At 64.6% G+C, this 18,999-nt stretch carries 19 protein-coding genes; 1 reads left to right on the top strand and 18 read right to left on the bottom strand.

Annotation, left to right across the window (positions count from 1 at the left end; all coding sequences use genetic code 11):
- Positions 1–176: 176 nt before the first annotated feature.
- The 17 genes from D7S89_RS20055 to flhD form a co-directional block, all read right to left on the bottom strand.
- Positions 177–1,418: a DUF3443 domain-containing protein gene (locus D7S89_RS20055; RefSeq protein ID WP_425470852.1), complete on the bottom strand. Its 1,242-nt coding sequence runs from the start codon at positions 1,416–1,418 to the stop codon at positions 177–179.
- Between the two features lie 26 nt (positions 1,419–1,444).
- Entirely contained in the window at positions 1,445–1,951 is a 507-nt protein-coding gene (locus D7S89_RS20050) for a DUF2844 domain-containing protein (RefSeq protein ID WP_121280324.1), read from the bottom strand.
- A 269-nt stretch (positions 1,952–2,220) separates the two neighbouring features.
- A complete protein-coding gene (locus D7S89_RS20045) occupies positions 2,221–3,510 on the bottom strand; it encodes a DUF3443 domain-containing protein (RefSeq protein ID WP_425470850.1) in 1,290 nt (429 codons plus the stop codon).
- 25 nt (positions 3,511–3,535) lie between these two features.
- Entirely contained in the window at positions 3,536–4,027 is a 492-nt protein-coding gene (locus D7S89_RS20040) for a DUF2844 domain-containing protein (protein ID WP_425470849.1), read from the bottom strand.
- A 280-nt stretch (positions 4,028–4,307) separates the two neighbouring features.
- Positions 4,308–5,018, bottom strand: a complete 711-nt coding sequence (gene cheZ / locus D7S89_RS20030) for a protein phosphatase CheZ (RefSeq protein ID WP_121280314.1) — start codon at positions 5,016–5,018, stop codon at positions 4,308–4,310.
- A gap of 2 nt (positions 5,019–5,020) precedes the next feature.
- Complete coding sequence (cheY, locus tag D7S89_RS20025) at positions 5,021–5,416, bottom strand: chemotaxis response regulator CheY (protein WP_121280310.1); 396 nt, start codon at positions 5,414–5,416, stop codon at positions 5,021–5,023.
- A 50-nt stretch (positions 5,417–5,466) separates the two neighbouring features.
- Entirely contained in the window at positions 5,467–6,546 is a 1,080-nt protein-coding gene (locus D7S89_RS20020; RefSeq protein WP_183085278.1) for a protein-glutamate methylesterase/protein-glutamine glutaminase, read from the bottom strand.
- Between the two features lie 5 nt (positions 6,547–6,551).
- Positions 6,552–7,313 carry a chemoreceptor glutamine deamidase CheD gene (cheD, locus tag D7S89_RS20015; RefSeq protein WP_121280305.1) on the bottom strand — a complete coding sequence of 254 codons (762 nt, stop codon included), beginning with the start codon at positions 7,311–7,313 and terminating at the stop codon, positions 6,552–6,554.
- Positions 7,310–8,281 (bottom strand): CheR family methyltransferase, encoded by a 972-nt coding sequence (locus D7S89_RS20010; RefSeq protein ID WP_121280302.1) that lies wholly within the window; start codon positions 8,279–8,281, stop codon positions 7,310–7,312. The genes cheD and D7S89_RS20010 overlap by 4 nt, the downstream gene beginning before the upstream one ends.
- A 209-nt stretch (positions 8,282–8,490) precedes the next feature.
- Positions 8,491–10,371 carry a methyl-accepting chemotaxis protein gene (locus D7S89_RS20005; protein ID WP_121280300.1) on the bottom strand — a complete coding sequence of 627 codons (1,881 nt, stop codon included), beginning with the start codon at positions 10,369–10,371 and terminating at the stop codon, positions 8,491–8,493.
- Positions 10,372–10,449: 78 nt separating this feature from the next.
- On the bottom strand, positions 10,450–10,983 hold the full coding sequence (gene cheW, locus D7S89_RS20000) for a chemotaxis protein CheW (protein ID WP_121280298.1): 534 nt from the start codon (positions 10,981–10,983) through the stop codon (positions 10,450–10,452).
- A gap of 23 nt (positions 10,984–11,006) precedes the next feature.
- Positions 11,007–13,241 carry a chemotaxis protein CheA gene (cheA, locus tag D7S89_RS19995; protein WP_121280295.1) on the bottom strand — a complete coding sequence of 745 codons (2,235 nt, stop codon included), beginning with the start codon at positions 13,239–13,241 and terminating at the stop codon, positions 11,007–11,009.
- 87 nt (positions 13,242–13,328) lie between these two features.
- Positions 13,329–13,688, bottom strand: coding sequence for a response regulator (locus D7S89_RS19990; RefSeq protein WP_121280393.1), 360 nt, complete (start codon positions 13,686–13,688; stop codon positions 13,329–13,331).
- A 70-nt stretch (positions 13,689–13,758) separates the two neighbouring features.
- Complete coding sequence (gene motB, locus D7S89_RS19985; protein WP_121280292.1) at positions 13,759–14,760, bottom strand: flagellar motor protein MotB; 1,002 nt, start codon at positions 14,758–14,760, stop codon at positions 13,759–13,761.
- 33 nt (positions 14,761–14,793) lie between these two features.
- Positions 14,794–15,654 (bottom strand): flagellar motor stator protein MotA, encoded by an 861-nt coding sequence (gene motA, locus D7S89_RS19980; RefSeq protein ID WP_121280290.1) that lies wholly within the window; start codon positions 15,652–15,654, stop codon positions 14,794–14,796.
- A gap of 137 nt (positions 15,655–15,791) precedes the next feature.
- A complete protein-coding gene (flhC, locus tag D7S89_RS19975; RefSeq protein WP_121280287.1) occupies positions 15,792–16,355 on the bottom strand; it encodes a flagellar transcriptional regulator FlhC in 564 nt (187 codons plus the stop codon).
- Between the two features lie 73 nt (positions 16,356–16,428).
- Positions 16,429–16,749 (bottom strand): flagellar transcriptional regulator FlhD, encoded by a 321-nt coding sequence (flhD, locus tag D7S89_RS19970; protein ID WP_121280284.1) that lies wholly within the window; start codon positions 16,747–16,749, stop codon positions 16,429–16,431.
- 532 nt (positions 16,750–17,281) lie between these two features.
- Here flhD and D7S89_RS19965 point away from each other — a divergent pair.
- Positions 17,282–18,355: a glycosyltransferase family 4 protein gene (locus tag D7S89_RS19965; protein ID WP_121280281.1), complete on the top strand. Its 1,074-nt coding sequence runs from the start codon at positions 17,282–17,284 to the stop codon at positions 18,353–18,355.
- A gap of 157 nt (positions 18,356–18,512) precedes the next feature.
- On the opposite strand, the gene D7S89_RS19960 is transcribed toward D7S89_RS19965, so the two are convergent.
- A complete protein-coding gene (locus tag D7S89_RS19960) occupies positions 18,513–18,812 on the bottom strand; it encodes an H-NS histone family protein (protein ID WP_121280279.1) in 300 nt (99 codons plus the stop codon).
- Positions 18,813–18,999 lie beyond the last annotated feature (187 nt).

The following is an 18,999-nucleotide window of genomic DNA, read 5'->3' as shown; positions in this document are numbered from 1 at the left end:
CGACGATCGGCGGATAAAGACGGGGAAACGGGTGCATTTCGAGTGATCGGGCCTGCGTGGGGCCCGCGCGGGGGTGCGCCAGGCGCACAAAGGACACCGCCGCAGCCGGGAGGGCTGCGGCGGAATTTGAAAGGCAATTGAAATAAATGCCGGGCGTCAGGCCCGGCGGTGGCGTGTCAGAACGCGACGTACGGCGAAGGGCCGCCCGACGCGCTCAGGTCGTAACCGTAGTAGACCGTGTTGCCGTAGAAGAACGGCATGCCGATGTCCATCACGTTGGGCAGGCCGCCGTTGCCAGCCAGGTTGTTGAACCCGAAATTGCCGCTGTTGAACAGCGACACGGCGTTGCCGACCGGCATCGTCACCATGGCCGCCGCCCCGTTGAAACCGAGCACCGTGGCCGAGCGCGAGGTCGACGAAGACGGGCAATAGAAGGCCGAAGCGTTACCCGGACAGGCCGGCAGCGAGTTGTCGGTGAAGAAATAGCCGTTCGAGCCGGAGTCGAAGAATGCGACCGAGATCGGATTGCCGTTGAGCGTCGCGCTCTGCATATCGCCGAAGTGGCTCGTCGTGAGCTTCTGCGAGGCGAGCATCGCGTTGTTCGCCTGCGTGCCGATGCCGAACGTCAGCGTACCCGTCACGGTGTTGGCGCCGCCCGAGCCGACGGCCGGCATCGCCAGGATCACGCCGTTGTTGTCACTCGCGAAAAGGGCGGCCGGGTTCGCCACGGCCAGTGCGGGCGCGATGCCGGTGGGCGTGCAGCCAGTGCCGTTCGGGCAGGCGAAATAACCGCTGTTGGCCGCCGAACCGCAATTCGCCCCGCAATCGTCGAGCGCCACCCCGATGCCGAGAATGCCGTTGGCGCCGAGCGCCCCCGCAGTGTTTTCGAGCTGCCCGCTCGCGCAACTGCCCGTGGTGACGGACGCCTGTGGCACATCGCCGAGAATCTGGATCGGCACGCTATTCGCGGTCTCGCCGCTGATGCGCACGTCTGCCACGCGTACCGAGCCCCAGGCAAAGCCGTCGGCGAACTGGGTGCATTCGGCCAGCAGGTTGCCGCTGATGTCCGTCTCCGTCGGCAGGCTGCCGAGCACCTGCGCAGCTGCCGAGCTGGTAAGACGCAGACCGTACGACATCGTGTCGACCTGCACGTTGTCGATGGTTTGGCATGTCGTGGTCCTCGGCGCGCAAATCGTCACGCTGACAGTCGGGATGTTCGCCACGTTCGCCACGCCCGAGCCCACCGTCACGACGGCTTGATTGGCCGCAGCCGGCGGGTTCGTCGCCCCACCGCCACCGCCCCCTCCTCCTCCGCCGCCCCCCCCTCCGCCGCCCCCCCCGCAAGCCGCTGTCAGCGCCGCCGCGGCGGCAAGGCCGAGTGCCCCGAGCACCCGAAGCAATCTGCTGTTCGTTCGCAACATGATCGTTCCTCGTCGTCGGTGGTTCAGCGGATATCGTCGCCGCTCACGCCCGGGGGCAGAGCCTGCGGCAACCAGGCCTGGCCGACGAACGCGCCCATGTGCCCGCCGGAGCGCACGACGAGCCCCGGCTGCTCGTAGTCGACCGGCCCGCGCGCGCCGCGCGCCTTGCGCAGCGCGGCGGCGCCGCTCGCGTACTGCGGGAAGTAATCGCCGAGCAGATTCGGCAGATCGACACGCGGCCCCATCCAGGCGATGCCGAACACGTTGCCATCCTGCGCGATGTACTCGCGAACAACCGTGCCGGAGTCGAGCGTCGTTTGCTTGACCGTGTAATTGGCGGCCGTGGTGATCGATGCCATGACGCCTTGCGCGGCAGCCCGGGCCGAGGGGGAAAGGGTGGTGGAAGTCGAGCCCGACGGCGGCGTCATCGGCTTGCCGCCGAGCGCCGCCTGGGCAGGAGCCGAAACGCACAACAAGCCGCACACCGCGAGCGTCGCCGGCAAGGCGGCGCGAATCAAACGAGTCGACATGGGAAACGTCCCTCCTGGGTTGCTTTCTTTTCGCGCCCCTTGCTCATGCTTCAACGAGGCACGATCGGCCCCTAGTATGAGACTTGTCAACCATGACGTGCAGCGAGCTTAACAAGTGGTAACAAAGCAACCTGGGCATTGCCGAACCGGTCCGCGCCACGGTGAAGAAAAAAACGGCGCCGGGCCGGACCCGAAGGTCGCGGCATGGCGCCGTGTGGCGGATAACGGACGGCGACGGTGTCGTCACCACCGCGTCGGCACGTCGAATGTCAGAACGCCACGTATGGCTGCGGACCGCCCGTACCCGTCAGGTCGTAGCCGTAATACACAGTACGGCCGTAGAAGAACGGCAGGCCCATGTCGAGCTTCGATCCCACCCCGCCGAGGGTGCCGCCGAGGTCGTTGGACGCAAAGGCTCCACTGGCGAACAGCTGCTGCGCATTGGCGATGCTGATCGGGAACGACCCGCTCGCGCCGTTGTAGCCTGTCACGCCAATCGTGCGCGACACCGTGGAGCTGGGGCAATAAGCCCACGAGCCCTGTCCCGTGCATCGCGGAATCGCCGGATCGGGCACGAAGTAGGCATTCGAGCCGCTATCGAAGAATGCGACGTAGCCGAGCGCACCGTTGTACGTGGCGCTTTGCGTGTCGCCATAGCGATCGGAAGTGTAGACCGTTACGCCCGAAGTCGGCAGTGCGTTGTTCGACTGCGTGGCGACGCCAAACGTCAGGACACCCGATACCAGCGATGCGCCGCTTGGACCGACCGACGGCATCGTCAGCGAGACACCATTGTTGTCGGCCGCGAACGAACGCATCGGCGTGGCGACCTGGCTCGTCAGCGGCAGGGTCGTGCCCGTGCAGTTCGTACCACCCGGGCAGCCGTAATACATGCCGTTGTTCGCCTGCGTCGCGCAGCCCGAGCCGCAGTCGTATTGCGACACGCCGATGCCGAGAATACCGTTCGCACCGAGCGCCGAGCCCGAGGTCTCGAGCGTGCCGCTCGCGCAGCCTCCCGAACTGACGGCGGACTGCGGCACGTCGCCGAGGATATTGATCGGCAGGTTCGAGGCGGTCTCGCCACCGATCTTCACGTCGGCCAGACGCACGGAGCCCCAGGTGTAGCCGTCGGCGAATTGCGTGCATTCGGCCACCGCGGCGCCGCCGCTCGTCACTTGCGGCAGGCTGCCCAGCACGGCGCTCGCAGCCGTGCTCGTGAGCCGCAGCCCGAACGACATCGTGTCGACCTGGATGTTGTCGATGGTCTGGCAGTTGCTCGTCCCGGGCGCGCAGAGGGTGACGCTGACGGTTGGGATGTTCGAACCGCCGGCGTAGCCGTAGCCGACCGTCACGGGTACCTGATTCGCCACCAGCGGAGCGGTGTTCGTGCTACCGCTCGACGGCCCGCTGCTCGAGGGTCCGCTGCTCGACGTGGTGCTGCTCGACGAAGTCGAGCTCGATCCGCCGCCGCCTCCGCCGCCGCAACCGGCGACGAGCGCCACCGCCGTCGCAAGGCCGAGCGCACTCAGCACGCGTACCAAAACGCTATGAATTCGCAACATGGTGATGTCTGCCCTCGCCCGCTTACTGGATATCGTTACCGCTCACACCAGCAGGCAGCGCCTGCGGCAGCCACGCTTGGCCGGCGAACGAGCCCATATGGCCGCCCGAATGGACGACGAGCCCCGAGTCATCGATCGCGACAGGGCCGCGTCCCGTGCGCGTCGCGCGCAGCGCGGCGAGCGCCTGGTCGTACTGCGGGAAGTAGCTGCCGAGGAGCGCCGTCAGGTCGACGCGCGAGCCCGTCCAGGCGATGCCGAACACCGTGCCAGCGGCGGACACGTACTCGCGCACGACCGTGCCCGAATCGAACGTCGTTTGCGTCACCGTGTAGGGGGCCGGTTGATTGGCCGGGCCTTGCACGGCCGCATGCGCTGTCGCGCGCAGCGGGATCGACGTGGCGTTGGTGCTCGATTGCATCGGCGCCGCACCGAGCGCGGCGTAGGAAGGAGCCGCCGCGCCAAGAGCGACGCAGCCAGCCAGTGCAGCAAAAAGCGCCGCGCGGACAGAGCGAATCGACATTAGGAAAGTTCCTCGTATTGATTGATTTCTTATCGCGCTCCCCGGCGCGGGTGATTCTCAGGCATGCCGTCATGCGACCACCCCGCGCCCGCCCCGCATGCCAGAAGGCGGAGCACGGTTAAAACAAGCAACACGATCTCGCGCTCGCTAGTCAAACGTTTGCTTACTTTGCGGAGCGCTTGCGACAACGATATGAGGGCGGCCCACATGCGTGAGCCACCCTCGTCAAACTGGATTCGTTCGAAAAACCGCCGTCACTGACATTAAAGCGCGGTCAGAAACCGAGGCTGGCCAGCAGATCGTCGACTTGCTCCTGATCCTGCACCACGTCGGTTTGTCCTTCGGGGTTGATCTGCGGGCCGTTCAGCAACGACTTCGGGCTGCCCGTCGGGCTCGTCTCGGCCGCCAGCGCGGCCGCGGTTTGCGCGAACTGCTCGCGCCGCTCGGGCGCGATGTTCTCGAGGAGCACGCCGAGCAACTGCTGCTCGATCAGATGAACCACTTCCGTGATCCGCTTGATGACCTGCCCGGTCAGATCCTGGAAGTCCTGAGCGAGCATGATCTCGAGCAGCTTTGCGCTCGTGGCCGACGTCGCGTCGGGCACGCGTCCGAGAAACGTGCGCGTGTCGCTCATCAGCGTGCGCACCTCCTCCCGGTCGATCGGCGAGGCGTACCACTCGGCCCAACGGGCATCGAGCTCTTTCGCCTCGTTCTGCAGCTGTTCCTGCAACGGCTTGGCGATCTCGATCGCCGTCAGCACCCGCTCGGCCGCCTGTTCGGTCATGTCGGCCACATACTTGAGACGGTCGCGCGCATCGGGCACGGCCTCGGCGGCCTCCTCGACGGCCTTGTCGAAGCCGAGTTCGCGCATCGAGTCGCGCAGCGTGCGCGTCAAGTGCCCGATGCGGGCCAGGATGCGATCCGTCGTCAGATCGGCGCCGTCCGCGCCGTCTATGTCTGCGTGTGCTTGCGTCGGTTGCTCCACCGTCAACTCCCGGTTTTGCCCATCTTCTCGAGAATCTTCGTGAGCTTCTCGTCGAGCGTGGCAGCGGTAAACGGCTTCACCACATAGCCGCTCGCACCGGCTTGCGCCGCTGCGATGATGTTTTCCTTCTTCGACTCGGCCGTCACCATCAGCACCGGCAGGTGCGACAGCGACGCGTCCGCGCGAATTTCCTTCAGCATGGCGAGGCCATCGAGGTTCGGCATGTTCCAGTCCGAAATCACGAAGTCGTAGCCGCCGCCGCGCAGACGCGACAGGCCCGCGGCGCCGTCTTCAGCTTCGTCGACGTTCGAGTAGCCGAGCTCCTTCAGCAGGTTGCGGACGATCCGGCGCATTGTCGGAAAGTCGTCCACCACCAGAATCTTCATTCCCTTGTCCATCTTGAGTCCCTTATTCAATTTCGCTGCGTCTGCAGCCGGCCTACCGCCGGCTATACGCGCTGTACTCGATCTCCCATCGCCGCAAGGCGTGTCATCACGCGGCGGCTCATTTCCGACAAAGGCGCGACGTCATCGGCGCCGCCAAGCGCAATCGCCTCGCGCGGCATACCGAAGACGATGCAGCTCGCTTCATCTTGCGCGAGAGTGTATGCGCCCGCCTTTCTCATGTCTAACAATCCCGCAGCGCCATCGCGGCCCATGCCCGTCAAAATCACACCGATCGCGTTCTTGCCGGCATGTTGGGCGGCCGAGCGGAACAGCACGTCGACGGACGGCCGGTGCCGGTTCACGGGCGGATCGTCCGACAAATGCGCGATGTAGTTGGCCCCGCTGCGCGCGAGCAACAAATGGGCATGGCCCGGCGCGATGTAGGCATGGCCCGGCAGCACGCGCTCGCCGTGCTCGGCTTCCTTCACCGTGATGCGGCACAGGCCGTTCAGGCGCTGAGCGAACGACTTCGTGAAGCCCGGCGGCATGTGCTGCGCAATCAGGATGGCCGGCGCATCGGGCGGCAGCGGCACGAGCACTTCGCGAATCGCTTCGGTACCGCCCGTCGAGGCGCCGATGATGATGAGCTTTTCCGTACTGACGAGCGGATTGTTGAACATCGGCGCCGGCGCGGCCGCGGCGCCAGGGCGCGCCTGCGGGGCCGCCTGCGCCTGGCGCACGCGTGCGCGCGAGGCCGCGCGAATCTTGTCGGCCAGCTTTTCGGCGTAGTCGAGCATGCCGTCGCGAATGCCGACCTTGGGCTTCGTGACGAAATCGACGGCCCCGAGCTCGAGCGCGCGCAGCGTGATTTCGGAGCCGCGCTCGGTCAGCGACGACACCATCACCACCGGCATCGGCCGCAGCCGCATCAGCTTCTCGAGGAAGTCGAGCCCGTCCATGCGGGGCATTTCGACGTCGAGCGTCAGGACGTCGGGGTTGTGCTGCTTGATGAGCTCGCGTGCGACGAGCGGGTCGGGCGCGGTCGCGCAGACCATCATGTCGGGCTGCGCGTTGATGATTTCCGTCATCAGACTGCGAATCAGCGCCGAATCGTCGACACACAAAACCTTGATTTTTTGCACAGCTCTCAGGCCTCCTCTACGGTCTTCGCGTTATTTATCAGTGAGCCGCGCGCGCCGCCGGCGCCGAACAGCTCGACGCGTTGTTTGGCATTCGACGCGCCAAACAGTTCGACGCGCGGCTTGCCCGCAGCCTGGCCGGCCGGGGCGAACAATTCAGCATGCTCTCTTGCGCGCGCCCGCTCATGCCGGGCCGTGCGCGCCTCCGCTACCTGCTTCGCGAGCGCCTGCTCGCGCTCGGCGACGTTCGGCTCCTGCTGCAGACGCAGTTTCTTCACCATTGCCTGGCCCGTGCTGGGCATGAAGGCTACCTTGCGCGGGTGCACGCCCTGCAGATCCTCGGCGGCGATGCGGATGCGTTCGAGCGCCAGGTAGCGGCGCACGAACTCGGCGTTGCGGTCGCCGATGTTGATCGTCGTCATGCCGGCCAGTACGGCCGCGCCGCCGAACACCTTCGCCTCGAAGCGCTCGCGCCGGCCGCCCATCTTGATGAGCTCGTTGATCAGCACTTCCATCGCGTAGGCGCCATAGCGCATCGAATCGGATGCCGCCTGCGCGGGCTGATCGCCGTCGTCGGGCAGCATGAAGTGGTTCATGCCGCCGATACCGGCCGTGCGGTCGTGGATGCACGCCGCGACGCACGAACCGAGCACCGTGACGAGCACCATGTCCTCGGACGTCGTATAGAACTCGTTCGGCAACAACTTCACGCCACGGCGGTTGAAGTGGTTGTCGAAGTACAGGTTGGTCGCAATGGGCAAGCCGCTCATGCCAATGACTCCTGGCCTTGCCGTGTTGCGCCAGCTTGCGCGCCGCGCGGACGAGCCGCGCCGGCTTGCGCATCGCGCGTCAGTTCATAGACCGTTTGGCCGCGCAGGCGGAACGCCTGCGTGACGTACGTGAAATTCTCCGAATGGCCGGCAAACAGCAGCCCGCCTGGCTTCACGAGCGGCTCGAAACGCGAGAGCACTTGCGACTGCGTCGGCTTGTCGAAGTAGATCATCACGTTGCGGCAGAAGATGGCATCGAACGGCGAGCGCAGGCCGTAGTCGGCGTCCGTCAGATTCAGCTGCTCGAAGCGGATCATCGCGCGCACTTCGGGGCGCACCTTCACGAGCCCCGCGTGCGGGCCCGTGCCCTTCAGGAAGAAGCGCTTCAGGCGCTCGGGGCTCAGTTGCTTGACCTGGTCGAGCGAGTAGATGCCCGCTTCGCCCTTGGCCAGCACTTGCGTGTCGAGGTCGGTCGCGAGCACCGTCGCCTGGCGCGCGGCCGATTCGCCGAGCGCCTCGATCAGCGTCATCGCGATCGAATACGGCTCCTCGCCCGTGGAAGCGGCCGAGCACCAGACCGAAACAGGCTGTGCGCGACGCTTGACGAAGTCGGCGAGGATCGGAAAGTGGTGGGCCTCGCGGAAGAACGCGGTCAGGTTCGTCGTCAGCGCGTTCGTGAACGCTTCCCACTCGGCCGGGTCGTTTTCGGCTTCGAGCAGGTCCAGATAGTGACGGAAGCTCGCCAGGCCGCGTGCGCGCAGGCGCCGGGCGAGCCGGCTGTAAGCCATGTCGCGTTTGTGTTCGGACAGCGAGATGCCGGCGCGGCGGTGGATGAGCTCACGAATACGGGCAAAGTCGGCCGTGGTGAAGTCGAAATCGCGATCGGCGAAGCCGGAGCGATCGGCCGGGCCGCCACTGAAGCCGGGTTCGGCCCGTTCGGGCCGTGATGATGCGCGCGCTGTCGTCATGATGCTTCTCTCACTTCAGTAATGACGTGCTGCGCCGCTGCGCCGCGCAGGCTCGTGCGAGCCTGCGCGTGTAGCGCTTGCCGCACCCCGCCACGCGCGGGGCCCGCGCGGCGCACTGTGTCGTCCTGTCGCGGACGGGGTGCCGAAACGCCACATGCTCGTTTGCCTTTCCTGCGTGCCGCGCGCAACGCGCCCGGCACGCCTACTGCTTAAAACGTTTCCCAGTCGTCGTCGGACTTGCTGGCCGAGACAGCCACGCTCGGCGCTGCGCTGATCGCCGGCTTGAGGGACGCGGCCGGTGCCGCCTTCGGAACCGGCTGCGGTGCGACCGATGCACTGACCGTGGCCGGCACCGCGGATGGCGCGACCGGCTTCGCGGGTGCCGCAAGACGCGGCTCGCGCGGGTCGGCCAGCGCCGACTTGCTCGCGGGTAGCGCAGGCTTGCTCGTAGACAGTGCCGGCTTGCGGGCCGCGGGGGCCGCCGGAGCCGCACGCACCGGCGTCACGGGCTTGACCACAGCCGCCACCGCCTGCACGCCGTCGATGCGCCAGCGCGAGACCACGGCTTTCAGATTGCGCGTCTGCTCTTCGAGCGACGCCGCCGCGGCGGCAGCCTGCTCGACGAGCGCCGCGTTCTGCTGCGTCACGTCGTCCATCTGCGCAAGCGCGCGGTTCACGCTTTCGATCCCCGTCGACTGCTCTTCCGACGCGGCGCTGATCTCGCCCATGATGTCGGTTACGCGACGCACGGCTTGAACGATTTCCTCCATCGTCGTGCCTGCGCGACCCACGAGCGCGGAACCGCTCGCCACCTTGTCGGCCGAGTCGCCGATCAACGCCTTGATTTCCTTGGCCGCCGCCGCGCTGCGCTGCGCGAGGCTGCGCACTTCGCCGGCGACCACCGCAAAGCCGCGGCCCTGCTCGCCTGCCCGTGCCGCTTCGACGGCCGCGTTCAGCGCGAGGATGTTGGTCTGGAACGCGATGCCTTCGATCACACCGATGATGTCGACGACCTTGCTCGAGCTCGTCGCGATGTCCTGCATCGTCGTGACGACCTGACTCACGACATCGCCTCCGCGCACGGCGATGTCCGAGGCGTTGACGGCGAGCTGGCTGGCCTGGCGCGCATTTTCGGTGTTCTGGCGCACGGTGCCCGTCAGCTGCCCCATGCTCGTAGACGTTTGCTGCAGTGAGGAGGCTTGCTGTTCGGTGCGCTGCGACAGATCGGTATTGCCGATCGAGATTTCGCGCGCGCCCACGTCGATCGACTCCGTCCCGCCGTGCACGGCGCGCACCATCGTCGTGATCGCGCCTTGCATCTTCTTGATGGAGGCAAACAGGCGCCCGACTTCGTTGTCGCCCAGCACGTGAACCGGCTGCGTCAGATCGCCCTCGGCGATCCGGTCAAAATGCGCGATCGCCTCGTTGAGCGGCTGCACGATCAGCCCGCGCAACGCGAAGCGGATGAGCACGACCAGCACGAGCGCAAGCGCCGTTAGCGCGGCGATCAGCGTGTTCATCAGCGAAATGCGCGCGCTCGAATCGGCCTGCAACTGATCGGCGAGCCGCTGGATGGATTGGGTCACGCGGTCCGCGCTATCGCCGTACGCGACGAACATCGGGCTGATCTTGGTATCGGCGACCGCGTGATAGCCGGCCATGTCGCCTGAGCGCAGCGCGGCGAACTCGGGTTCGACGCCGTCGTGCAGCAGCGTCGCGTAGCGCGCAGCCAGATCGTCGGCCAGCGTCGTCTCGAGCCCGTCTTTCGGCGCGTCGTGGTACTTCTGCCACGCTTCGTTCGATTTCGTGAGCAGGAATTGGGCGCGGTCGAGGACCTTCTTCGCCTCGTCCGCGTTGCTCGCCTCGGACAGCGAGCGCACGCGATCCAGCGACACGCGCGCGCGCAGCAGGTACGAGCCCGCGTCGTCGAGCGCGTGAATGGCCGTCAGCTGGCTGTGCGCGAGCGTATCGAGCGAGCGGCTTGCGCCCGACAAGGCCGTCAGGCCGAGCACGCCGACCACCACGGTCAGCGTGACGAGCACGCCGCCGACAGCCGTCAGCGTCGTGCGAATCGACCAGTTTTGCAGCATCTGAAAATCTCCGTCTTCTGGGGCGACAGACGAGGCGGACGGCGCGCGCTCAAAGAGAATCGGCGGCGCCGCGCTCCGTCATTGCGCCGCGAATGTCTCGATCAGCTCCATTTCCTTGCTGACCATGAGCTTTTCGATGTCCATCAGGATCAGCATGCGGCCCTCGACGGTACCGAGGCCCGTCAGGTACTCGGTCGTCAGCGTCGCGCCGAACTCGGGTGCCGGCATGATCTGGTCGGCCGTCAGCGTCAGCACGTCGGACACGCCGTCCACCACCATGCCGACGACGCGGTGCGCGACGTTCAGGATGATGACGACCGTCTGGTGGTCGTACTCGACGCGGCCCAGATGAAACTTGATGCGCATGTCGACGATCGGCACGATGATGCCGCGCAGATTGATCACGCCCTTGATGAACTCGGGCGCGTTGGCAATGCGCGTGACGCTGTCGTAGCCGCGGATCTCCTGCACTTTCAGGATGTCGATGCCGTACTCTTCCGCGCCCAGCGTGAACACCAGGAATTCCTGGCCGGTCGCGTCGGCCTGCAACGCATCGCGGCGTCCGCCGGCAACGAGCGCACCGTTCGAATTGTTGGATTGGACTTCTGCCACGTTAGCCCCCAAACGGTTGGGAATTACGAAAAATTCATTGCGCCGTGCGTCACACGGCTCTCACGGTTCAGTGCCGCCACGTCGACGATCAGCGCGACGCTGCCGTCGCCGAGGATGGTCGCCGCCGAAATGCCGCGCACCTTGCGGTAGTTCGTTTCGAGGTTCTTCACGACCACCTGCTGTTGTCCGACGAGCTCGTCGATCAGCATCGCGAAGCGCCGGCCCTCGGTCTGCATGATCGTGACGATGCCTTGTGTCGGGTCCGTACGCGCGCCATCCACCGAGAACGCCTCGTGCAGCGCGACGAGCGGCAGATATTCCCCCCGCACGCGCACCACGCGTTCGCCGTTGGCCACCGTATAGATGTCGTCGGCCGAAGGCTGGAGCGACTCCATGACGAAGTTCAGCGGCAAGATGAAGATTTCGTTGCCGATCTTCACCGACATGCCGTCGAGGATCGCCAGCGTCAGCGGCAGGATGATGCGCGTCGTCGTGCCCTTGCCTGCGTGCGAGGTGATCTCGACATGGCCGCCCATCGACTGGATGTTCCGCTTGACCACATCCATGCCGACGCCGCGGCCCGAAACGTCCGTCACCTGCTCGGCCGTCGAGAAGCCCGGCATGAAGATGAGGTTCCAGACGTCCTCGTCGGTCATCGATTCGCTGACCTGCATGCCCTGCTTGATCGCCTTGGCCAGGATCTTGTCGCGACGCAGACCGGCGCCGTCGTCGCTCACTTCGATCACGATGTTGCCGCCGTGATGCGCGGCCGACAGCACGAGCTGGCCGGTCCCGTCCTTGCCTGCCGCACGCCGCACCTCCACGGTCTCGATGCCGTGATCGAGACTGTTGCGTACCAGGTGGGTGAGCGGGTCGATGATCCGTTCGATGAGGCTCTTGTCGAGTTCGGTCGCCTGACCGAACGTGACGAGCTCCACGTCCTTGCCGAGCTTGGCCGCCAGATCGCGCACGAGCCGCGGGAAGCGGCTGAACACGTAATCCATCGGCATCATGCGGATCGACATGACGGCCTCTTGCAGGTCGCGCGCGTTGCGCTCGAGCTGCGCCATGCCGTTGAAGAGCCGATCGTGCAGCGCCGGATCGAACGTGCTCGTCGTCTCCGCGAGCATCGCCTGCGTGATCACGAGCTCGCCGACCAGGTTGATCAGCTGATCGACCTTCTCGACGCCAACGCGAATCGAACTGCCTTCGCCACCCGCCGCGGCAGCGGCCGGACGCGCTGCTTTCTTATCGTCGCCGGCAGCAGCAGGCTTGGCGGCCGGCGCGCTTGCTGCCGTTGCAGCGGCGGCCGGTGCGCTTTCCGCAGGCTCCGCGACCACGGCAGCTTGGGCGCTGGCAGCCGGCGCCTGAGCGGCGCTTGCCGCAGCCGGGGCGCTCGGCGCGCTGGCCGCGGCCGGCGCGCTCGCCGGTTGCGCGCTCGCCGCGGGCTCGTCGGCCGCTTGGGCGTGCTCGCCCGGCGCCGTGCCGCGACCGATCGAGATCTGACTTTCGTCGATCACGAAACAGCACACGGCGGTAATGTCGTCGGTCGGCACTTCGCTCTCGAGATAGACCACGAGATCGCTGCCGTTCTTGACCTGCCCGACGATGTGGCCCAGGTTGCCCAACTCTTCGGTCAGTAACGCCTGGTCCTTCTCCCCCACCCCCCGTAGCGTAATTTTCAGGTGAGGTCCTGCATTCGAATCGGCACCGCCCGCTTGCGCCGGGGCGTCGCCATGCGTCGCTTCCACGGCCTGCGCGACCACGTGCTCGGGCGCCGTCACGCCGTCGGATTCGACGACTGCCGCCGGCACGGGCGCTGCGGCCGGTGCTGGTGCCGGAGCCGGTGCCGCAGCGGCCGGCGCGGCTCCGCCGTCACGCAGACGTTCGAGCTTCGCGCAAATTGCCGCGGCCGCCGCGCCATCAGGCTCTTCGCTTGCGCGATAGGCGGTGAGCTGGTCGGCCAGCACGTCCTTGGTTTCCAGGAACGTGTCGATCATGTCCTTGCGCAGCGTCAACTCGTTGTTGCGCGCGCGATCGAGCAGAGACTCGAGGATGTGCGTCGTTTCGGTGAGGGCGGTAAAGCCGAACGTGGCCGCGCCGCCCTTGATCGAGTGCGCCGCGCGGAAAATGGCCGCGAGGTCCTCGGGATCGGGCGTGCCGACGTCGAGGTTCAGCAGCAGCTGCTCCATTTGCGCGAGCAGCTCGTCCGCCTCATCAAAGAACGTCTGATAAAACTGTGTGATGTCGAGTGTCATGCTTTCTCACCACGAAGAATCGTGTGCTTGCTTGCCTGGTTCGCGTGCGAGTTCAGTGTGTTCGTGCGTCGTACTTCGGGCAGCGAATCAAAATTGCGCGACCAACTCCGTCAACGTTTCGAGGTCGAGCGGCTTTTCGATCCAGCCCGTCGCCCCTGCCGCGCGCGCCGCCTCCTTGAAGGCCGCCCCGTCTTCCGTCGTCAGCACGAATATCGGTGTATCGGCATAACCGTGCCCATTCCGTAGGGTGGTAATTACCTCAAGGCCGCTGAGCTTGGGCATGTACTGATCCGTCAACACGAGGTCGAACGTCTCGGCCCGCGCCAGGGCGATGCCTTCGTCGCCATCGCTGGCCACTTTGACCTCGTAGCCCTGGGCGCTCAGGGTCACGTTAAGGATTTCACGCATCGCGGCGGAATCGTCGATCGCCAGAATCTTCCTGATCATGAATGCCTCTTGGCGCTGCGCGCCGAGACCGCGCAAGCGCGGTACGGTACGCGAGCGTCGTCTCCGGTTGTCACTGCTTGCCCGCGGCCGGCACGCCAGGCACGGCGACCGGCGCCGGCGCGAGCTTCTGCGCGAGCGGGCCGGCGCCGGCGGCGTTGTCCGACAGCGTCGTGGTCGTTGTGTCGTCGCGCGTCAGCGCGTCTTCGGACTTCTTATTCAGTACGATGATGCTGATGCGGCGGTTTTCCGGGTCCAACGGGTCGGCCTTGTTCAAGTTCTGGGTCGATGCAAGACCCAGCACGCGCAGCACCTTGTCCTCGTCCATGCCGCCCGCGATCAGCTCGCGCCGCGACGCGTTCGCGCGATCGGCCGACAACTCCCAATTGCTGTAGCCTTTCTGGCCGCCCGCATACTGCACGGCATCGGTGTGGCCCTGCACGACGATTCGGTTCGGCACGTCGTTGAGCGTCTGGCCGATTGCCCGCAGGATGTCGCGCATGTATGGCTCGACGTCGTCGCTGGCCGTCGCGAACATCGGCCGCTTCTGCGAATCGACGATCTCGATGCGCAGGCCCGTCAGCGTCGAATCGATGCGAATCTGCTGCTTGAACTGGTGCAGCACGGGGTTGGCCTCGATCGCGGCCATCAGCTTCACTTGCAGGTCGTGCAAGCGCTCCTGCTCGCGGCGCTCGAGGGAGCCCTTGAGCGGATCGATGGCTTCGTCTTCTTTCCTGGCGGCGTTATGCGTGGCGTCGCTTCGCGTACCGTCCGAGCGGCGCGTCACGCCCGCCGCATCGGTCGAAATGTCGCGCCCGCCGCCCTTGATGATGCTCGAGTCGTTGGCGCTGCGATCGCCGCCGAGCAGCGCGGCCTTCAGCGGCTGATTGAAATATTCGGCGATGCCCTTGAGCTGCACGGGCGTGACCGAGCTGAGCAGCCACATGAGCAGGAAAAACGCCATCATCGCGGTCATGAAGTCCGCATACGCGAGCTTCCACGCGCCACCGTGATGCCCCTTCTTCGCGGGCGTCACGCGTTTGACGACGATGGCCCTGTCCTTGCCTTTGCTCATGGGGCGCTTTCCTCGGTTCTCAGGCCGTGCCGGTTACTTGGCCTTCACGCGGCGCACGTGCTCTTCGAGCTCGGCGAACGACGGCCGCTCGGTCGAGAACAGCACCTTACGGCCGAACTCGACGGCAATCGCCGGCGCATAGCCGTTCAGGCTCGCGAGAATCGTGACCTTGATGCACTGGAACATCTTGGTCGATTCGGCGACGCGTTGTTCCGCCAAGCTCGACAGCGGTCCGATCAAACCGTACGAGAGGAGAATGCCGAGGAACGTACCGACGAGCGCTTGCGCGATCATGGCGCCGAGAACCGCGGGCGGCTTGTCGGCCGAGGCCATCGTGTGCACGACGCCCATCACGGCGGCGACGATACCGAACGCCGGCATCGCGTCGCCCACGCGCATCAGCGCGTGCGCAGGGCCTTCTCCTTCGGCGTGATGCGTCTCGATTTCCTCGTCCATCAGGCTTTCGATCTCGAACGCATTCATGTTGCCGCCGACCATCAGGCGCAGGTAGTCGGTCAGGAATTCGACGATATGGGTGTCGGCCAGGATCTTCGGGTATTGCGTGAAGATCGGGCTCTTCTCCGGGTCCTCGATGTCGGCTTCGAGCGTCAGCGTGCCTTCCTTGCGCGCCTTTGCAAGCAAAACGTAAAGCAGCGCCATCAGCTCCATGTACACGTCCTTCGTGTACTTCGAGCCCTTGAACAGGGTCGGCAGCAGACGGAAGGTCGCCTTGATGGTCTTGATGCCGTTGCCGAGGATGAAGGCGCCAATACCAGCGCCGGCGATCATCAGCACCTCGATGGGCTGCAACAGTGCGCCTAGATGGCCGCCCGCCAGCGCATAGCCGCCGAAGACGGACAACACGGTCACGAGTGTTCCAACGAAAATCAGCACTGCCGGGTCCTCTCAAGAAGCGACGGGGAGACCGTCGTTAATCCGGTTTACGGCAGACAAACCGAAACTTTGAGGACAAACGAGGGTGCCGCGACGCCGTGTTAACCAGAAGGGGCCAAAAGACCCCGCAAGATGCGTTAAGCGGCCAGTTCAGTCAGGCCACTTTCGCCAGCCTTCGCGGCGGCCGATTTCTTCGTCTTGCCCGCCCGGGAAGGCGGCTGGCAAAGGCCGCAGACGAATCCGTGCTGCGGATCGTGGGCATGTGCGACAAATTGCCCACCACAACGCACGCATGCCGTCATCTGCAACATGCCCGATTCGAAGAAACGTACTAACGTCCACGCACGGGTGAGGGACAGGAGCGGCTCGTCGCCGTGCAGCGTCGTGTGCTCCAGGTAAAGGCGGTAGCTTTTCACGATCGACTGGATGCTTTCGCAGCCGCCGTGGTTCGCCATGAATCGGTAAATATTGTAGAAAAGCGACGAATGGATGTTCGGCTGCCAGGTCATGAACCAGTCCGTCGAGAATGGCAGCATGCCCTTGGGCGGCGAAACACCTTTCAATTCCTTGTATAGCTTGATGAGCCGGTCGCGCGACAAGCTCGTTTCCGCTTCGAGCAATTGCAGGCGCGCGCCCAACTCAATCAACTCGATCGCCAGGGTGATTTCCCTGACTTCGAGCACGACGCTCTTGGTTGCCATATCGGCCGTCTGTCCTGCGTTCTTTACTCTTGATTGCCGTCTTAACGCCGGTGCGTCGCGCGAAAAGGCCGCCTCAACTGAGGCTTTCGGCCGGCTGGCTCGCCATCAGGATGGCGGAGTGCGCATGCGCGAGCGTCGACGCCTTGCCCTTGTCGGTCAGAGATGAAAGCACGGCGTGATCATCGAAACGAAACCGACACAGCAGTTGGTTCGATGCCGCGAGCTTCACGGTCTGCGCGAATGAGAGGTTGGTCAGCACATCGGCGAGATCATCGCCAATGCCCATGCGGAACATGCCCATCGCCTTGTCCTCACGCAGCAGTCGCTGCGCGAGCAAGAGATACGACAAATTCACTTCTTTGATCTCGCTGAGCATTTCGCTTGTGGCGCTCATGATTCCCCCGGTTTGATCGGACGGTCATCCTTCGGAAACGTTTGCTCGGTGATGCGCATGGCTCACGCGCGAGCTGCCCGTTTGGTGGTCTTGGCCGAATTGTGTCGAATTGTAAAAACGCTGGAAATAGGAACACCCGCCCGAGCGAATGCCGGAAAGCTCTATAAAGTTTGTAGGAATTTTTCTTACACAGCGCTCCAGGCCGGCCACAGGGGCGGCAGAGCAGCGTTTACTGGCAGGAAATGGATGCTGACGGCAGGCAAAACGTCGCTCGTCGGCGAGATACCGCGCGAATTATAGGGAGAGCTGTCATCGGGCCGCAACAAATGCCTGCCTCGGCTCGGGCATATCGCATTCCTTACCGTTTCATTACAGACGGCAAGCAGCCGCTGTTTCGGCCTGTAACAAGGCTTAAGGGTTTGAAAAAGCGCTCAGCCGCGCCGCATCGCATCCCGATAATGGGACCGCACACCCCAAGCACGACGCGGCAATGCATTGCCGCTCCACCGTTCCCGCCAATGGAGATTGATGCATGCGAATCGCCCAAATCGCGCCGCTTTATGAAGCCGTTCCGCCCAAATTCTATGGCGGCACCGAACGCGTCGTGTCGTATCTGACTGAAGCGCTTGTCGAACTCGGACACGACGTGACGCTGTTCGCCAGCGGCGATTCAGTCACCTCCGCGACGCTCGAAGCCGCCTGGCCGCGTGCACTGCGGCTCGACACGTCGATTCGCGATCAGATCGCGCCGCATATGCTGCTGCTCGAGAAAGTGCGGCGCGTCGCGGACGATTTCGACGTGCTGCATTTCCACCTCGACTATCTACCGTTCCCGCTGTTCGGCAATGCCGGGACGCCGTACGTGACGACATTGCACGGCCGGCTCGACCTGCCTGAGTTGCAGCCTGTTTTCGATACGTTTAGCGAGGCGCCGGTCGTGTCGATCTCGCATTCTCAGCGCATGCCGCTACCGCAGGCCTATTGGCTCGGCACCGTTCATCATGGACTGCCGGCCCGGCTGCTCACGCCCCAGCCGCATTGCGAGCCCGGATATCTGGCATTTCTAGGCCGCATCTGCCCGGAAAAGCGCGTCGACACGGCGATCAAGATCGCGACGATGAGCGGATTGCCGCTGAAGATCGCGGCCAAGGTCGATAAAGTCGACCTGGAATACTTCAAAACCGAGATCGAGCCGCTACTGGCTCAAGCGCCGAATGTCGAATTCGTGGGTGAAATCGACGAGGCCGCCAAGCCCGAATTTCTTTCACGAGCGAAAGCGCTGCTGTTCCCGATCGACTGGTGCGAGCCGTTCGGGCTCGTGATGATCGAGGCAATGGCGTGCGGTACGCCTGTCATTGCTTTCAATCGGGGCTCGGTACCGGAAGTCATCGACCACGAAGTGACGGGCTTCATCGTCGAGGACGCAGCGGGCGCGGTGGCCGCGCTCGCGCGCCTGGATGAGCTTTCGCGCGAGGAAATCCGTGCCCAATTCGAACGCCGTTTCACCGCGCACGCGATGGCGCGCCAATACGTCGAGCGCTATACGGCACTGATTGACGCGCGTACGCGCCGCCGCCCGGCACTACGAAGTGTCGCGGCGGGATAACCCGAATATCGGCCGATTAATGCCGATTCAATTGGGCTTTGGGCTAGCCGAAAGGCTTTTCAATAGATAACGACATGTCGGTACGCGAATCGGCATTCGCGTGACCCCGGTGCATTGCGCGCCGGGGCCATGCACTTCAGACACCTTTAGCGCCGATTTACTGCTCGATCAGGAAGCGGTCGCGATTCTTGCCGGCAATCCACTTCGGCGGCTTGCCGCGGCCGCTCCAGGTATTGCCCGTCTTCGGATCCTGGTACTTCGGCGGCAGCGGCGCCTTCTTGGGCGGACGCCCGCGACGCGCAGCCTCCGCAAAGCCGAGGTCGCCTGCCGTCAAACCGAATTCGGCGATCTTTTGGCGAATCTCGGTAATCACATTGACGACTTCCGCGCGCCGCGCGTCGTCCGCTTGCGCTTGCAGCTTCGCGATCTGTGCCTTGAGTTCTGCGTATTGGGACATCGTGGTCTCCCTCTTGTAAAACGGATTTGTTCCGAGATTAGTCTGAATGAACGAAAGTGGCAATACTCCATTTACCAGGGTATGCCATGAAATCGTATGATAATTCCCAAAAATTCTTGCACAGTGGGTAATGCCACATTATCGGGCAAATACTCATGTGTCTTGTGGCCCAATTCGGTCGAGGGTG

The organism is Trinickia fusca (assembly GCF_003628145.1).
Lineage (GTDB): Bacteria > Pseudomonadota > Gammaproteobacteria > Burkholderiales > Burkholderiaceae > Trinickia > Trinickia fusca.
Note: the sequence above shows the minus strand (reverse complement) of the source record. Positions and strands in the feature narration are given on the sequence as shown.

What these genes read in the sequence shown, in the direction of transcription:
- cheA (WP_121280295.1), bottom strand. Translation starts at nt 13,241, where the DNA reads ATGACACTCGACATCACACAGTTTTATCAGACGTTCTTTGATGAGGCG.
- flhD (WP_121280284.1), bottom strand. Translation starts at nt 16,749, where the DNA reads ATGAGCGCCACAAGCGAAATGCTCAGCGAGATCAAAGAAGTGAATTTG.
- D7S89_RS19960 (WP_121280279.1), bottom strand. Translation starts at nt 18,812, where the DNA reads ATGTCCCAATACGCAGAACTCAAGGCACAGATCGCGAAGCTGCAAGCG.
- D7S89_RS19965 (WP_121280281.1), top strand. Translation starts at nt 17,282, where the DNA reads ATGCGAATCGCCCAAATCGCGCCGCTTTATGAAGCCGTTCCGCCCAAA.
- D7S89_RS19990 (WP_121280393.1), bottom strand. Translation starts at nt 13,688, where the DNA reads ATGATCAGGAAGATTCTGGCGATCGACGATTCCGCCGCGATGCGTGAA.
- cheD (WP_121280305.1), bottom strand. Translation starts at nt 7,313, where the DNA reads ATGAGCGGCTTGCCCATTGCGACCAACCTGTACTTCGACAACCACTTC.
- D7S89_RS20010 (WP_121280302.1), bottom strand. Translation starts at nt 8,281, where the DNA reads ATGACGACAGCGCGCGCATCATCACGGCCCGAACGGGCCGAACCCGGC.
- motB (WP_121280292.1), bottom strand. Translation starts at nt 14,760, where the DNA reads ATGAGCAAAGGCAAGGACAGGGCCATCGTCGTCAAACGCGTGACGCCC.
- D7S89_RS20050 (WP_121280324.1), bottom strand. Translation starts at nt 1,951, where the DNA reads ATGTCGACTCGTTTGATTCGCGCCGCCTTGCCGGCGACGCTCGCGGTG.
- cheY (WP_121280310.1), bottom strand. Translation starts at nt 5,416, where the DNA reads ATGGACAAGGGAATGAAGATTCTGGTGGTGGACGACTTTCCGACAATG.
- flhC (WP_121280287.1), bottom strand. Translation starts at nt 16,355, where the DNA reads ATGGCAACCAAGAGCGTCGTGCTCGAAGTCAGGGAAATCACCCTGGCG.
- D7S89_RS20005 (WP_121280300.1), bottom strand. Translation starts at nt 10,371, where the DNA reads ATGCTGCAAAACTGGTCGATTCGCACGACGCTGACGGCTGTCGGCGGC.